This is a genomic window from Streptomyces sp. NPDC110618 (assembly GCF_055657065.1).
The window spans coordinates 17,449-30,615 of sequence record NZ_JBVKBN010000002.1 but is presented as its reverse complement, the minus strand read 5'-3'; the positions used below and the strand labels follow the sequence as shown (position 1 = coordinate 30,615).

14 protein-coding genes are annotated in these 13,167 nt (G+C 72.2%); 5 read left to right on the top strand and 9 right to left on the bottom strand.

The genetic code is table 11. The features are described 5' to 3' along the window. Positions 1 to 42: 42 nt before the first annotated feature. The 4 genes from ACZ7L7_RS03290 to ACZ7L7_RS03275 form a co-directional block, all read right to left on the bottom strand. Positions 43 to 549 carry a hypothetical protein gene (locus ACZ7L7_RS03290; protein ID WP_471429288.1) on the bottom strand — a complete coding sequence of 169 codons (507 nt, stop codon included), beginning with the start codon at positions 547 to 549 and terminating at the stop codon, positions 43 to 45. A gap of 264 nt (positions 550 to 813) precedes the next feature. After that, positions 814 to 1,167, bottom strand: coding sequence for a nitrite reductase small subunit NirD (gene nirD / locus ACZ7L7_RS03285; RefSeq protein ID WP_285511226.1), 354 nt, complete (start codon positions 1,165 to 1,167; stop codon positions 814 to 816). After that, positions 1,164 to 3,758, bottom strand: coding sequence for a nitrite reductase large subunit NirB (nirB, locus tag ACZ7L7_RS03280; protein WP_285511227.1), 2,595 nt, complete (start codon positions 3,756 to 3,758; stop codon positions 1,164 to 1,166). The genes nirD and nirB overlap by 4 nt, the downstream gene beginning before the upstream one ends. Next, positions 3,758 to 4,972 (bottom strand): NAD(P)/FAD-dependent oxidoreductase, encoded by a 1,215-nt coding sequence (locus ACZ7L7_RS03275; protein WP_472074584.1) that lies wholly within the window; start codon positions 4,970 to 4,972, stop codon positions 3,758 to 3,760. The genes nirB and ACZ7L7_RS03275 overlap by 1 nt, the downstream gene beginning before the upstream one ends. Before the next feature lie 211 nt (positions 4,973 to 5,183). On the opposite strand from ACZ7L7_RS03275, the gene ACZ7L7_RS03270 reads away from it, so the two are divergent. Continuing rightward, positions 5,184 to 5,966, top strand: coding sequence for a sulfite exporter TauE/SafE family protein (locus ACZ7L7_RS03270; RefSeq protein WP_285511229.1), 783 nt, complete (start codon positions 5,184 to 5,186; stop codon positions 5,964 to 5,966). On the opposite strand, the gene ACZ7L7_RS03265 is transcribed toward ACZ7L7_RS03270, so the two are convergent. Beyond that, positions 5,963 to 6,862: an NAD(P)-dependent oxidoreductase gene (locus ACZ7L7_RS03265; protein WP_472074582.1), complete on the bottom strand. Its 900-nt coding sequence runs from the start codon at positions 6,860 to 6,862 to the stop codon at positions 5,963 to 5,965. The two genes, ACZ7L7_RS03270 and ACZ7L7_RS03265, sit on opposite strands and share 4 nt — an antisense overlap. Positions 6,863 to 6,982: 120 nt before the next feature. On the opposite strand from ACZ7L7_RS03265, the gene ACZ7L7_RS03260 reads away from it, so the two are divergent. Beyond that, complete coding sequence (locus ACZ7L7_RS03260; protein WP_471592039.1) at positions 6,983 to 7,369, top strand: winged helix-turn-helix transcriptional regulator; 387 nt, start codon at positions 6,983 to 6,985, stop codon at positions 7,367 to 7,369. Here ACZ7L7_RS03260 and ACZ7L7_RS03255 read toward each other — a convergent pair. Together ACZ7L7_RS03255 and ACZ7L7_RS03250 are read right to left on the bottom strand one after the other, a co-directional pair. Further along, positions 7,307 to 7,912, bottom strand: a complete 606-nt coding sequence (locus ACZ7L7_RS03255; protein ID WP_285511306.1) for a class F sortase — start codon at positions 7,910 to 7,912, stop codon at positions 7,307 to 7,309. The genes ACZ7L7_RS03260 and ACZ7L7_RS03255 overlap by 63 nt on opposite strands. Before the next feature lie 258 nt (positions 7,913 to 8,170). Further along, the gene (locus ACZ7L7_RS03250; RefSeq protein WP_471429281.1) at positions 8,171 to 8,686 is read right to left on the bottom strand and encodes a hypothetical protein; all 516 of its coding nucleotides are present in this window, start codon (positions 8,684 to 8,686) and stop codon (positions 8,171 to 8,173) included. A gap of 256 nt (positions 8,687 to 8,942) precedes the next feature. On the opposite strand from ACZ7L7_RS03250, the gene ACZ7L7_RS03245 reads away from it, so the two are divergent. Further along, on the top strand, positions 8,943 to 9,527 hold the full coding sequence (locus ACZ7L7_RS03245) for an NADPH-dependent FMN reductase (RefSeq protein ID WP_453602182.1): 585 nt from the start codon (positions 8,943 to 8,945) through the stop codon (positions 9,525 to 9,527). Between the two features lie 7 nt (positions 9,528 to 9,534). Here the strand turns inward: ACZ7L7_RS03245 and ACZ7L7_RS03240 are convergent, their stop codons facing one another. Then, positions 9,535 to 9,942, bottom strand: coding sequence for a winged helix-turn-helix transcriptional regulator (locus ACZ7L7_RS03240; protein ID WP_472074579.1), 408 nt, complete (start codon positions 9,940 to 9,942; stop codon positions 9,535 to 9,537). A gap of 80 nt (positions 9,943 to 10,022) precedes the next feature. Between ACZ7L7_RS03240 and ACZ7L7_RS03235 the strand changes: the two genes are divergently transcribed. Beyond that, positions 10,023 to 10,904, top strand: coding sequence for a Rossmann-fold NAD(P)-binding domain-containing protein (locus ACZ7L7_RS03235; protein ID WP_472074577.1), 882 nt, complete (start codon positions 10,023 to 10,025; stop codon positions 10,902 to 10,904). Here ACZ7L7_RS03235 and ACZ7L7_RS03230 read toward each other — a convergent pair. Continuing rightward, complete coding sequence (locus ACZ7L7_RS03230; RefSeq protein WP_471429279.1) at positions 10,891 to 12,504, bottom strand: M4 family metallopeptidase; 1,614 nt, start codon at positions 12,502 to 12,504, stop codon at positions 10,891 to 10,893. The genes ACZ7L7_RS03235 and ACZ7L7_RS03230 overlap by 14 nt on opposite strands. Positions 12,505 to 12,673: 169 nt before the next feature. Here ACZ7L7_RS03230 and ACZ7L7_RS03225 point away from each other — a divergent pair, with 169 nt between their 5' ends. Further along, positions 12,674 to 13,093, top strand: coding sequence for a gamma-glutamylcyclotransferase family protein (locus tag ACZ7L7_RS03225; RefSeq protein WP_471429277.1), 420 nt, complete (start codon positions 12,674 to 12,676; stop codon positions 13,091 to 13,093). Positions 13,094 to 13,167: the final 74 nt, after the last annotated feature.

Below are 13,167 nucleotides of genomic sequence, written 5' to 3'. Positions count from 1 at the left end.
CGCCATGGAAGCAGCGCCCGCCCCGGTCGGCCACCGAGTTTTTCAGCGGCTGCACCCCGTGGAGACGCGGGCCTTGCTCGACCAGGTGTTCGTGGTGACGTCCAGGGCCATCAGCGTGGAGTCCGTGCCGTAGCCGTACGCCGTGCAGTCCAGCAGCCCGGTCGTGACGTCGAAGGCGCCGCCGTGCCGGTTCGGCTTGGAGCGGGCGGTTGTGGTCCGGTACCAGACGGGCACGCCGGGGACCCCGCCGTCCCGGAACAGCACCAGCTTGACCTGCCCGCCGATGGTGAAGCTCCGGCCGTGCAGGCTGATGCCGTAGACGCCGATGCTGCTGTCCCGGCGGGTGGCCCAGATGGCCGGGTTGTAGCCGTACGCCTTGTTCTCCAGGGCCTGTCCGGAGCCGCCGGAGGTCCGGGCGGCCTTCGGCGAGCGGCCTTTCGTGGAGCCGTCGTCCGGGGAGCCGCAGGCCGTGGTGGTGGCGAGTACGGCCGTGCAGAGAGCGGCGAGGCCGAGCGCGGTGGCGCGGCGGTGTGTGCGTGCGATGCGCATGGTCATCCCCCGATGTCCGAACGGCCGCGACCCAGGTGGGCGGCCGGCAGTCCCAGGGACAGCGGGCCGTCGGCGCCGGGTTGCGGTAGCGCGGGGGCGACAAGGCGCGCGAGGTGGTGCGGCACACCCGGCGGGAGGGGCACAGCCGCAGGTCGGGGCCGGTGGTGCGGGGTGCCGCGCGCGCCGGGGCGTAGCCTGGACTGTGGCGTCGGCGGGCATGCCGAGGGCCCGGCCGAACGAGGTCGGCCGGGCCCGGCGCGGTACTCAGGACGCGCGTACGGTGTACGTCCGCACTCGTACCGTCTCGTCGTCCAGGCACTGCCCCGTGGCGAGGTCGAAGCGCTGCTTCAGCAGCGGCGAGGCCACGAAGGGGCGGCCCTGGAGGCTGCCGGTCAGACCCCGGGAGAGGACCCCGGCCCCGGTGAACGGGTCCCGGTTGTCGATGGCGTACAGCTCTCCTGCGCGGTCCCGGAACAGCGCCACCTGGCTGCCGTCGGGCAGCAGGGCCGCCGCGCCGCGTCCGGGGAGCAGTCGGCCCAGGTCGCACACGGTGAACCACTCGTCGTCGCCGAGCCGGAGTTGGACCTTGAGGTCGGTTGTCTCGGGGGCCAGGGTCATCGCTGGTTGCTCCCTTCCAGGGGACGGACGCCGATGGACAGCAGCGGCAGGTCGGGCTTGATCTGGTCGCGCTCGGGGACGAAGCCGACGACCGGGTCGGGGGTGTCGGGCGCGTTGACGAAGGACACGAACCGGGCCAGCTTCTCGGGGTCGTTGATGGTCTCGGCCCACTCGTCGCGGTAGTGGGCGACATGCGCCGCCATCAGGCTCTCCAGCTCCTCGCAGATGCCGAGGGAGTCCTCCACCACCACGTCGCGGACGTGGTCGAGGCCGCCCGGGATCCGCTCCAGCCAGGTCGAGGTGCGCTCCAGGCGGTCGGCGGTGCGGATGTAGAACATCAGGAACCGGTCGATGAGGCGGATCAGCTCGGCGTCGGAGAGGTCCTGCGCGAGCAGGTCCGCGTGGCGCGGGGTGGCGCCGCCGTTGCCGCCGACGTAGAGGTTCCAGCCGTTGGCGGTGGCGATCACGCCGAAGTCCTTGGACTGGGCCTCCGCGCACTCGCGCTGGCAGCCGGAGACCGCCGACTTCAGCTTGTGCGGCGACCTGAGCCCCCGGTAGCGCAGCTCCAGGTCGATCGCCATGCGGACGGAGTCCTGCACGCCGTAGCGGCACCAGGTCTGGCCGACGCAGGACTTCACGGTGCGCAGCGACTTGCCGTAGGCGTGGCCGGACTCGAAGCCGGCGTCCACCAACCGGGTCCAGATCAGCGGCAGTTGCTCGACCCGCGCGCCGAACATGTCGATCCGCTGACCACCGGTGATCTTGGTGTAGAGCCCGAAGTCGCGGGCGATCTCCCCGATCACGATCAGCTTCTCCGGGGTGATCTCACCGCCGGGGATGCGCGGCACGACCGAGTACGAGCCGTTCTTCTGCAGGTTCGCCAGGAAGTGGTCGTTGGTGTCCTGCAGCGGCGCCTGCACATCGTCCAGGACGTACGGCTCGGCGCCGATGGTCGGGGCGAGCGAGGCGATGATGGAGGCGACCGCGGGCTTGCAGATCTCGCAGCCGTCGCCGCCCTTGGCGCCGTCGCGGCCGTAGCGGTCCAGCAGGTCCTGGTAGGTGTTGATGCGCAGGGCGAGGACGATCTCGTAGAGCTCCTCGCGGGTCTGCGCGAAGCAGCCGCACAGGCCCTTGTCGACCTCGACGCCGGACGCCTCCAGCTCGGCGTTGACCAGCTGGCCGAGGACCTTGACGCAACTGCCGCAGCCGGTACCGGCCTTGGTGCACTTCTTCACCTCGGGCACGGTGGTGCACTTGTGCTCGGTGACCGCGCCGCGGATCGTGCCCTTGGTGACGTTGTGGCAGGAGCAGATCACCGCCTCGTCCGGCAGTGCCGACGGGCCGAGCTGCGCCGGGGCGCCCGCGCCGGCGGGCAGCACCAGGGACTCGGGGGAGACCGGCGGGACCGAGCCGGTGAAGGCCCGCAGGGTGCCGTACGCCTCCGCGTCGCCGACCAGGATGCCGCCGAGCAGCGTGCCGTCGCGGCCGATGACCAGCTTCTTGTACAGGCCCGCGCGGGAGTCGGAGTAGACGACGTCCAGGCAGTCCTCGGTGGTGCCGTGCGCGTCACCGAAGGAGGCCACGTCCACGCCGAGCAGCTTCAGCTTGGTGGACAGGTCGGCGCCGGTGAAGGCGGCCTCGTCGGCGGCGATGGTCGCGGCGGCCGTCTCGGCCTGCTCGTAACCGGGGGCCACCAGGCCGTACACCCGGCCGTCGGCGGCCAGCGCGCACTCGCCGATCGCGAACACGCTCGGGTCGGAGACCGTACGGCACTGCTCGTCCACCGCGATGCCGCCGCGCTCGCCGACCGTCAGACCGCAGTCGCGGGCGAGCTGGTCGCGGGGGCGGACACCGGCGCTGAAGACGACCAGGTCGGTGGCGAGTTCGGAGCCGTCGGACAGCTTCATCCCGGTGACGGTGCCCGACTCGTCGACGACGATCTCCTGCGTGCCCACACCGGTGTGCACGCTCAGGCCCATGTCCTCGATGGTGCGCAGCAGCGCGGCGCCGCCGCCCTCGTCGACCTGCACCGGCATCAGCCGGGGCGCGAACTCCACGATGTGGGAGGTCAGTCCGAGGCCCTTGAGCGCGCCGGCCGCCTCAAGGCCGAGCAGACCGCCGCCGACCACGGCGCCGGTCGTGGAGCGCTTGGCGTACTCCTCGATCGCGAGCAGGTCCTCGATGGTGCGGTAGACGAAGCAGCCGGTGGCGTCCTTGTTCGGTACGGGCGGCACGAACGGGAAGGATCCGGTGGCGAGGACGAGGATGTCGTAGTCGAAGACCCGGCCGGACTTCGCGGTGACCTTCTTCGCCTCGCGGTCCACGCTCAGCGCGGGGTCGCCGACGTACAGCTCGATCCCGTGCTTCTCGATGAACTCCATGTCGGTCATCGACAGGTCCTCGGGCGTCTTGCCCGAGAAGTAGGAGGTCAGCGCGACGCGGTCGTAGGCGGGGCGCGGCTCCTCGCAGAGGACGACCACGCGGTGCGTGGCGGTCAGGCCGCGCTCGGCGAGTGCCTCCAGGAAGCGCTGGCCGACCATGCCGTGGCCGACGAGCGCGATCGTGGGGGTGGCCCCCGGGGTGGCGGTCATCAGGAGCCTCCATCGTTGGTGAGCAGGTGGAGCAGGGGGGCGCCGTCCGCGGGGAGCGGCTCTGCTCCCTCCCAGGCGCGGGCGAGCGCGCCGACGGTGCCGAGTTCGCCGACCAGTACCCCGCCGATCACGCGGTCGTCGCGGACGACGACCTTGCGGTAGGTGCCGCGGGTGGCGTCGGTCAGCTGGACGACGTCGTCGCCCGGGAGCGCCTCGGTCTCGCCGAAGGCAGCGAGGTCGAAGGCGGTGTTGCCGTTCAGGGTGAGCCGGGTCAGGGACCGGGTGCCGGTGTAGCGGGCGGTGCCGTCCCCGGCGAGGAGCTCGGCGAGCGCGTCGGCCTGTTCCAGGGCCGGGGTGGCCAGGCCGTAGAGGGCGCCGTCGTGCTGGGCGCAGTCGCCGATGGCCCGGATGTGCGGGTCGGAGGTGCGCAGCTCGTCGTCGACGAGGACGCCCTTGTGGACGGCGAGCCCGGCGTCCTTGGCGAGACCGACCCTCGGGTGCACCCCGCAGGCCAGTACCACCAGGTCGGCGTCGAGGGCGTAGCCGTCGGCCATCTCCACCGAGCGGACCGCCCCGCCGACGCAGCGCACGTCGCGCACCCGGCACTCGGTGTGCACCTCGACCCCGAGGTCCTTCAGGTGCCGCAGCACCAGCTTGGAGGCGCCCGGGTCGAGCTGGCGCTCCATGAGCCGCTCGGACTGCTGGGCGAGCATCACCTGGGCGCCGCGCACGGCGAGCGCGCGGGCCGCGGAGACCCCGAGCAGCCCGCCGCCGATGACGACCGCGCGCACTCCGGGCCGTACCGCCTTGGACAGTCCCAGGCAGTCGTCCATGGTCCGGAACGCGTGCACGCCCTCGGGCAGCTCGTGGTCCGGGGTGAACAGTCCGCGCAGCGGCGGCAGCACCGGGTTGGAGCCGGTGGCCAGGACCAGCGTGTCGTATGCGATCTCCGAGCCGTCCGCGCAGGCGACGGTGCGCGCCTCGCGGTCGATGCCGGTGACCCGGGTGCGGAGCAGTCCGTCGGGCGTCGGCAGCGCGATCACCTCGGGGGCGTACCGCCCGGCCAGCACTTCGGCGAGCAGCACCCGGTTGTAGGGCCGGTGCTCCTCCTCGCCGATCAGCAGCGCGGGCGTGCCGAGCTCGCCGAGCCGCCGGGCGAGCCGTACGCCCGCGAGGCCGGCGCCGATCACCACCACACGCGTATTCGAGGTCATGCCATTGAGCGTGCGGTGCGGGTGTTACCCGGCAGCATCACGTCTGTTTCACGCGGGGAACTCTGCCCTCAGCGGTGCCGGGGTCCGGGTGTGAGGGTTCCCGGACCCCGCCCGACGTGGGCTGTGAGGACGGGACGCGGCCTGCCCGGAACCTCAGAAGGCCCTCAGGTAGATGGACAGCGCATGTATCCCGTCCCATAGGGTCGCGATCATGCCCGACATATCCCTGGCCATGATCGTCGTCCTCTGTATCGCCGCCCTCGCGGCGGGCTGGATCGACGCCGTGGTCGGCGGCGGCGGGCTCCTGCTCCTCCCGGCCCTGCTGCTGGGCCTGCCCGCGAACACCCCGGCCGCCTACGCCCTGGGCACCAACAAGGCGGTCGCGATCGTAGGCACCACGGGCGCGGCGGTGACGTACGCCCGCAAGACCACGGTGGACGTCCGCCTCGCCGTCCGCATCGGCGTGGCCGCGCTGGCGGGCTCGTCGGGCGGGGCGTTCCTGGCGGCCGGGATGAGCACGGAAGTCCTGAAACCCGTGATCATGGTGGTCCTGCTGGCGGTCGCGGCCTTCGTCATCCTCCGCCCCGCCTTCGGCACCGCCCCGGCGACCGGCCCGGCGGGACCGCGCCGCGTCCTCGCCGCGATCGGCCTGGCCGGCCTCGGCATCGGCTTCTACGACGGACTGATCGGCCCCGGCACCGGCACCTTCCTCGTCCTCACCCTCACCGCGGTACTCCACCTAGACCTGGTGACCGCCTCGGCCACCGCCAAGATCGTCAACTGCTGCACCAACGCGGGCGCCCTCGCCACCTTCGCCTGGCAGGGCACGGTCCTGTGGCAGCTCGCCGCCCTGATGGCCGTCTTCAACCTGGCGGGCGGCACGCTCGGCGCCCACACGGCCCTGAAGAAGGGCAGCGGCTTCGTCCGGATCGTCCTGCTGACGGTGGTGTTCGCGCTCGTGGCGAACATGGCGTACGAGCAGTGGCTGGCCTAGCTGCTCCGCCGGAGCAGGAGGTCCACCATCCCCGTGGTGTCCTCCTCGCCCCGCCCCTGGGCGAGCAGTTCGTCCATGAGGTTCATGTACGGCTTCAGCAGCTCGGCGCTCACCCCCTGCTCCTGGGCCGTGCGCAGCAGTGTGGCGTTGCCCGCCGCCTGCATGGCGAGGTTGGAGACGACGTCCTTGCCGTAGTCGCCGGTCTCCAACTGGTCGGCGGTCTTGTGGACCGAGTGCGCCATCGCGGTCAGCCAGCTCTGGAGGAGCCCGGCGAACTCCTTCGGCGCGATGTCCTCCCGGCGCACCAGCGCGAACGCGTGGAAGACCCCCGCGAACATGCCGGTCATGGCGCTGAGCAGCGCCACGTCGTGCAGCGCGGCGAAGCCCGGGTCGGCGCCGACGTAGGCGGTACCGGCGGGGACGGCGAGGGTCGCCCCGTGCTCCTCGAACAGCGCGGCGGAGCCGCTGTAGAAGACGTACGCCCCGCTCTCCGGGCTGCCGATCATCGGCGGTACGGCCATGATCCCGGCGTCCAGGAACCGCGCCCCGCGCGCCTCGGCCCAGGCGGCACGGGCGCGGCCCTGGGCCGGGGTGCCGGTGGTGAGGTTCACCAGGTCCCGGCCGGTGAGATCGGCGCCGGCGAGGGCCTCGCCGAGGGAGTCGTCGTCGAGGAGACAGACGATCACAAGGCGGTTGGCGGCCACCGCGGCGGCGGCGCTGTCGGCGACGGTCGCGCCTTCGGCGGCCAGCTCCTCGGTACGTGCGCGGGTGCGGTTCCAGACGGTCAGGGGGTGCCCGGCGGCGAGCCAGGCCCGGCCCAGGGCGGTGCCCATGGCACCGGTGCCGAGCAGGGTGAGGGGGGTCTTGGTCAGCGGGGAAGAGGTGCTGTCAGTCATGTCGTTTAGCCTCAAGGAGGCTGAACTGCCTGCTCAAGTACGTACTTTGGAGTGGGTGGTTACCTCGACGTAAGCATCGAGGCAGAGCGATCGGGGCAGAGCGAGGGACGGGGAACAGGGATGGCGACGGCGCGACGGCCGGGCTCGTACGTCTGCGGTGTGGACGCGGCGATGGACGTGATCGGCGGCAAGTGGAAAGTGCTGATCCTGTGGGAGCTGTCGGTGCGCCCGCACCGGTTCGGGGAGCTGCGGCGCGGGCTGCCGGGCGTGACCGAGAAGGTGCTCGCCGCCCAGCTGCGCGAGCTGGAGTCGGACGGCATCGTGCACCGCGAGGAGTACGACGAGGTGCCGCCGCGCGTGGAGTACTCCCTGACCCCGAGGGGCCTCACCCTCAACGACGCCCTGGTGCCGCTCGGAACCTGGGGGAAGCGGCACGTCCTGGGCTCACCGGCTGCCGGTGAGGTGCGCGAAGACGACGACGTTGCCCTGATACCCGGTACTGCGTGACCAGCCCCCGCCGCAGGTGATGACCCGCAGTTCGGGGCGGCGGGCGGCGCCGTAGACCTTCTCGTCGGGGAAGGCGTGGGTGTCGTACACCTCGACCGCGTCGACCGTGAAGACGGCCGTGGAGCCGTCGCGCCGGTCCACCTCCACCGTGGCGCCCTTCTTCAGCGCGCCGAGCCGGTAGAAGACGGCGGGGCCCTCGGCGTTGTCGACGTGGCCCGCGACGATCGCGGTGCCCCGCTCGCCGGGCGTGGTGCCGGACTCGTACCAGCCCGCCAGGTTCTCCCGCTCGGCCGGCGGCACGTCCAGGCTGCCGGACGGGGTGAGGCCGAGGCCCATGAGGGGGGCGCCGACCCGGATCGTGGGGATGCGGATGCGGTCCGGCGGGGAGGGCGGCAGCGCGGGCGCGGCGGACGGCCGGCGGGCGGCGGGGTCGGGGTCGGGGTGCGCCTGGGCGGCGGTGGGCTGCGGCGGGGGGTGCGGGGCGGTGCCGTTGTGCAGCAGCCAGAGACCGGAGCAGAGGGCGACGGCGGTGACGGCGGCTATCGCGGTGGTGCCGCGTTTCTCGGTGGTGTCACGGGGCTTCGCGGTGTTGCCACGCTTGGCCGTGGTGTCACGGGGCCTCGCGGAGTTGCCACGCTTGGCCGTGGTATCACGGGGCTTCGCGGTGTTGCCACGCTTCGCGAACACGCTTCGGCCTCCTGGACGGACGGGCCCTGTTCCCCCTCCGGGCCGCGAGGGGCGTCGGACCCGGAGGGGGAGGGGACATGCGGTACCGGCGGGACGGACAGCGGAGGGTGCCCGTCAGATCCCGTCGCCTCTCGCCCGGCGATGCAGGAGCCAGGTACCGCCCGCGGCGGCGACGGCGAGAGCCGCCACGCCGGCCGCGGTCTGCACGGGGTCGGGGCCGAGCGCGCCACCGACCCCCGTCTTCACGCCACCCCGCGGATGCGTGGGGTGCGCGGTGAGCGTCACCACCAGGTCACCGGTCACCTTCCGGCCGCCCCCGGCGCAGGCCGCGGTGATCTCGTACGTCCCCGGCTGCGCGCTCTCCGGCACCTGGAACTGCCCGACGGCGCCCCGGCCAGGGGCGCCCGGCGTGAGCGTGAACGCCCCGGCGCCCACCGCGCTGGCGTCGCCCGCCGCCGTACCGCCGTCCGCGCAGGCCGTGGTGGTGACGGTGACCGGGTCACCCGGTACGACCGAGGCGGGGGAGACCCCCAGACCGCCCGACCCCGCGCCGTACGCCGGGGCGCAGACCAGTCCGGCGGCGGAGACGGCGAGCGCGGTCCCGGTCAGCAGACGGGCGGTCAGGCGCATCGTTGCTCCCTGGGTCAGCGGTGGGTCACTGTCCTCCAGAGGTAGGGGCAGCGGGCGCGCGCCGCTTCCTGAGTGGGCGTCAGAATTGGGGTGAATGGGTGTCAGGCACATCGGCCGCGCTCGGTGTTTGTCCAGGTCAGACGGTGTTCTGGCGGGCGTCCGGCGAGTGTGCGCGCGGCGGGTGTGAACGGGTGACCCGAGACGGGCCGGGGACGCCGCTTGACCTCAACAAAGCTTGAGGTACGAGCCTGACGGCATGACTTCCGCAACGGAACCCCTGACTGTCACCGTCGTCATCGGCAGCAACCGCCACGGCCGGTTCGGCCCGGTCGTCGCCGACTGGCTGCTGGAGCACGTGGAGCGCCGCGAGGACCTCGTACCCGAGGTCGTGGACGTGGCCGCGCTCGACCTGCCGACCTCCTTCGCCCGTACGGCGGAGGCGGCCGCCGCCCTGGCCGACGTCACCCCGAAGCTGGCCCGCGCAGACGCGTTCGTCGTGCTGACCCCGGAGTACAACCACTCCTACCCGGCCGGCCTGAAGAACCTGATCGACTGGCACTACGAGGAGTGGCGGGCCAAGCCCGTCGCCCTGGTCTCCTACGGCGGATTGGCGGGCGGACTGCGCGCCGCGGAACACCTGCGCCAGGTCTTCGCCGAGCTCCACGCCGTCACCGTCCGGGACACGGTCTCCTTCCACAACGCGGGCGCCGCCTTCGACGACTCCGGCCGCCTGAAGGACCCCACGGCGCCGGACGCGGCGGCCAAGACGATGCTGGATCAGCTGGAGTGGTGGGGGAGGGCACTGAAGGAGGCCAAGGAGCGCAGCCCGTACGCGGCTTGAGCACTTCTCACATCACACTCCCGTCCCAGCGCACCCGTGCTTCCGCGATGGCGCCCTTGTGGTCTCGGGACCAGTCGGCCAGCGCCGAGATCATGGTGGACAGGCTGCGGCCCATAGGGGTCAGCCGGTACTCGACCTGGGGCGGGAGCGTGGGGTGCACGATGCGCTCGGTGAGTCCGTCGCGGCACAGCCGTTTGGTGGTGAGGGACAGCATGCGCTGCGAGATGCCGGGTATCGCGCGCTCCAACTCCCCGTAACGACGGCTCCCCTTGGCGAGCTCGACGACCACGAGCACGGTCCACCGGTCGCCGAGCCGGTCCAGCACATCGCGAATGCCGCAGTCGTCGTCACCACAAGGTCCGTGCTGTGGAACGCCGCTGACCTGGGAACCAACCGCGGTGTTAGGGCCTGACACGAAAGTGCCTCCTTACGGGACCGCCGAACTCGACGGATGCTCGGTGCTGTTCAACAGCAACCAACGCATGGAGCGCCCGAATGATTCTCGTGACCGGAGTGTCCGGAGCCCTCGGCGGCCTGGTGTACCGGGGCCTGTCGGAACTGGACGGAATCGACGCGATCCCCGGCACCCGCACCCCCGACGCCCGCACCGCCCGCCGCATCGACTTCGACGACCCGGCGACCCTGACGGAGGGCTTCGCCGGGGTCGACGTCCTGGTGCTGATCTCCGCCGGATACGCCGAGGACGACATCGTGATGGCCCGCCACGACGCGGCGGCCGAAGCGGCGGCAGCGGCCGGAATCCGCCACGTGATCTACACAAGCCTCGCCGCATCGGGCGACCACACCACCCTCGCCGCCCCGCACCGGTGGACGGAGTCCCGCCTGTCCCGGTCCCCCTTCACCACCACCGTCCTCCGCAACGGCCTCTACGCCGAACTCCTGGGCGCCCTCTCGTCCCAGTCCGCCGCACGGGCCGCCGAGACCGGCGTCTTCGAGGCGGCGTACGGGAGCACGGGCCGTATGTCGGTCGTGGCGAGGCAGGACCTGGCGGACGTCACGGTGCGCGTGGCGGCGGAGTCGGACCGCGCCCTCGCGGCCGGCACCCCCACCCCCCACGCGAACCGCACCTACGAACTGGAGGGAGCGACAGCCCTGGGCGGCGAGGACATAGCCGACCTCCTGACCAAGCACCACGGCACCCCGATCACGTACCACCCCACAACCCTGACAAGCACCCGAGCCGCCCTCCTCACCCAGCCCTTGGAGCCCTACCAGATGACCCACACCCTGTCCCTGCTCTCCAACACGGCAGCGGGCTTCCTGGCCTCCGGCCACTCCGACCTGCCCGAACTTCTGGGCACGGCCCCGCGCCGCGTGCACGACCTGGTGGTCGACGCGGCCCTCAGCCCACGTTGACCGCCCCCCACGCCGCCCCCACCGCCGCGTACTCCGCACTCCCCGCCCCGTAGAGGTCCTTCGCGGCGTTCAGGGTTGCCGTCCGGGCGCCCGCGTAGTTGGTCGAGGAGGTCATGTAGACCGTCAGGGCCCGGTACCAGATGGCGCCCAGCTTGGCGCGGCCGATGCCGGGTACCGTCGAGCCGTCGCAGGTGGAGGAGTTGGCGCCGCTGCCCTCGGCGAGGAGGTGGGCGAAGTGGTTGCCGACTCCGGAGGAGTAGTGGACGTCCAGGGAGGCGGTTCTGGAAGTCCAGCAGTCCGCCGAACTGCCGTCCTTGGAGGGCTTGTCCATGTAGCGGAGGGCGGAGCGGCCGAAGGCGTCGCGGACGACCTTCTCGCCGATCATCCAGTCCCCGGGGTCCGAGGCGTTCCGCGCGTGGAACTCCACCAGCGTGCCGAAGATGTCCGAGGTCGCCTCGTTGAGGCCCCCGGACTCGCCGGAGTACGTCAGGGCCGCCGTCTTCGAGGTGACGCCGTGGGTCATCTCGTGGCCCGCCACGTCCAGCGAGACCAGCGGGCCGAACGTCGTCCCGTCACCGTCGCCGTACGTCATGCAGAAGCAACTGTCGTCCCAGAAGGCGTTGTTGTACCGCGTCCCGTAGTACACCCGGTTGAAGGAGCCCTTGCCGTCGCCCGCGATGCCGGTGCGGTCGTGGACCTCCTCGAAGTAGTCCCACGTCATGTCGGTGCCGTACTGCGCGTCCACCGCGGCGCCCGCGTCCCAGTGGTTGTCGGCGTCCGTGAAGACCGTCGCCGGGGCGCGGGTGAGGCAGATCGTGACCAGCAGGCAGAGGTCCGTCCGGTTCGCCGCGTCGCCCGTGTAGGTGCCGCCGCGGGTGGCGTCCTTGAGCTCGTACGACGACCCCGACTCCGTCGTGTTCAGCGGCACCGTCCCGCTGTACAGCGACTTCCCGTCCCCGCCCACCGTCTCCAGCGTGTCCCAAATGTCGATCTGCGCGCCGGTGCGGGCGTCGGTCAGGACGGTCCGGCCGACCGGGTTGCCCCGTGCGTCGCGGGCCACCGCCTCCGTGCGCCAGGCCAGCCTCGGCTCGCCGTGCAGGGCGTCGACCACCAACCGGGGTTTCGCGGTGAGTTGGCGCAGCGCCTCGCCGAGGTTGGCGGCGCGCAGGGCGTTCAGGGCGAGGTCGGCGGCGCGGGTGGCGGGGAGGGCGGGGGTGACGCCCCCGGCCGGGGCGACGGAGCCGCGGGCGGCGCGGGACGCGCTGCGGTACGTGCCGTCCTTCGCGAGGTGGACCACGAAGTCGCCGCCCAGCACCGGGAGTCGGCGGTACGTGCGGTCGTAGCGCACATGCTGGGTGCCGTCCGCGTCCACGATCACGTCCCGGACCTTCGTCTCCTGCGCGGAGGTCAGGTCCAGTTCGGCGGCGTGGCCGGCCAGCGCCCCGGCCGCGTTCTCGATCGCCTTCGCCCGTGTCGGCCGGGGCGCACCGGCCGCTCCCGCGCTCGGGGTGAGCGTCGCGGCCAGCAGCCCGGCGGCGGTGGCGGCCACACCTGCGGTGGCGAGACGGGAACCTCGGACGTACGGCCGTATCCGGCTCATGGATCTCCTCGGGAGGGCGCCTGGGGACACGGGCGGAGACGGGGCGGTGATCTCGGCCCGCGATCTTGTCCTGCGATCTTGTCCTGCGATTTAAGGGGCCATGACAGGTCGGTGGCCAGGGCGGTCCCGTGGAGATGTGTGAGAGGACAGAATCGTTTCCGTGGATTCCGTGACCAGCCCGCCCCTGCCGTTCTTCGTCTACGGCACCCTGCGCCCCGGCCAGCCCAACCACGCCGCCTTCCTGCACGGCCGCGTCCTCGCCGAGGAACCGGCGGTCCTGCCCGACGCCCTGCTCTACGACGGCCCCGGCTACCCCTACGTCGTGGCGGAACCGGGGCCGAGCGTGCACGGCGAGCTGGTCACCGCCCGCCCGGAGGAGTACGACGCCCTGCTCGCCGTACTGGACCGGCTGGAGGAGTACCGGCCGGGGGACCCGCGCAACCTCTACGAACGCATCGAGCGGGACGTCGTCCTCAGCGGATCGCGCCGGGTGCGCGCCTGGGTCTACGTCGCCGCCCCGCGCGTCGCCGCCCGCCTGCGGAAGGAAGGCAGGCTCATCGAGGGCGGCGACTGGAAGGCGCGCTGCTGATCAGTCGACTGGAAGGCGCGCTGCTGATCAGTCGACGGGAAGGCGCGCTGCTGATCAGCCGACGGGAAGGCGCG

What these genes read in the sequence shown, in the direction of transcription:
- nirB (WP_285511227.1), bottom strand. Translation starts at nt 3,758, where the DNA reads ATGACCGCCACCCCGGGGGCCACCCCCACGATCGCGCTCGTCGGCCAC.
- ACZ7L7_RS03275 (WP_472074584.1), bottom strand. Translation starts at nt 4,972, where the DNA reads ATGACCTCGAATACGCGTGTGGTGGTGATCGGCGCCGGCCTCGCGGGC.
- ACZ7L7_RS03265 (WP_472074582.1), bottom strand. Translation starts at nt 6,862, where the DNA reads ATGACTGACAGCACCTCTTCCCCGCTGACCAAGACCCCCCTCACCCTG.
- ACZ7L7_RS03260 (WP_471592039.1), top strand. Translation starts at nt 6,983, where the DNA reads ATGGCGACGGCGCGACGGCCGGGCTCGTACGTCTGCGGTGTGGACGCG.
- ACZ7L7_RS03235 (WP_472074577.1), top strand. Translation starts at nt 10,023, where the DNA reads ATGATTCTCGTGACCGGAGTGTCCGGAGCCCTCGGCGGCCTGGTGTAC.
- nirD (WP_285511226.1), bottom strand. Translation starts at nt 1,167, where the DNA reads ATGACCCTGGCCCCCGAGACAACCGACCTCAAGGTCCAACTCCGGCTC.
- ACZ7L7_RS03250 (WP_471429281.1), bottom strand. Translation starts at nt 8,686, where the DNA reads ATGCGCCTGACCGCCCGTCTGCTGACCGGGACCGCGCTCGCCGTCTCC.
- ACZ7L7_RS03270 (WP_285511229.1), top strand. Translation starts at nt 5,184, where the DNA reads ATGCCCGACATATCCCTGGCCATGATCGTCGTCCTCTGTATCGCCGCC.
- ACZ7L7_RS03245 (WP_453602182.1), top strand. Translation starts at nt 8,943, where the DNA reads ATGACTTCCGCAACGGAACCCCTGACTGTCACCGTCGTCATCGGCAGC.
- ACZ7L7_RS03230 (WP_471429279.1), bottom strand. Translation starts at nt 12,504, where the DNA reads ATGAGCCGGATACGGCCGTACGTCCGAGGTTCCCGTCTCGCCACCGCA.
- ACZ7L7_RS03290 (WP_471429288.1), bottom strand. Translation starts at nt 549, where the DNA reads ATGCGCATCGCACGCACACACCGCCGCGCCACCGCGCTCGGCCTCGCC.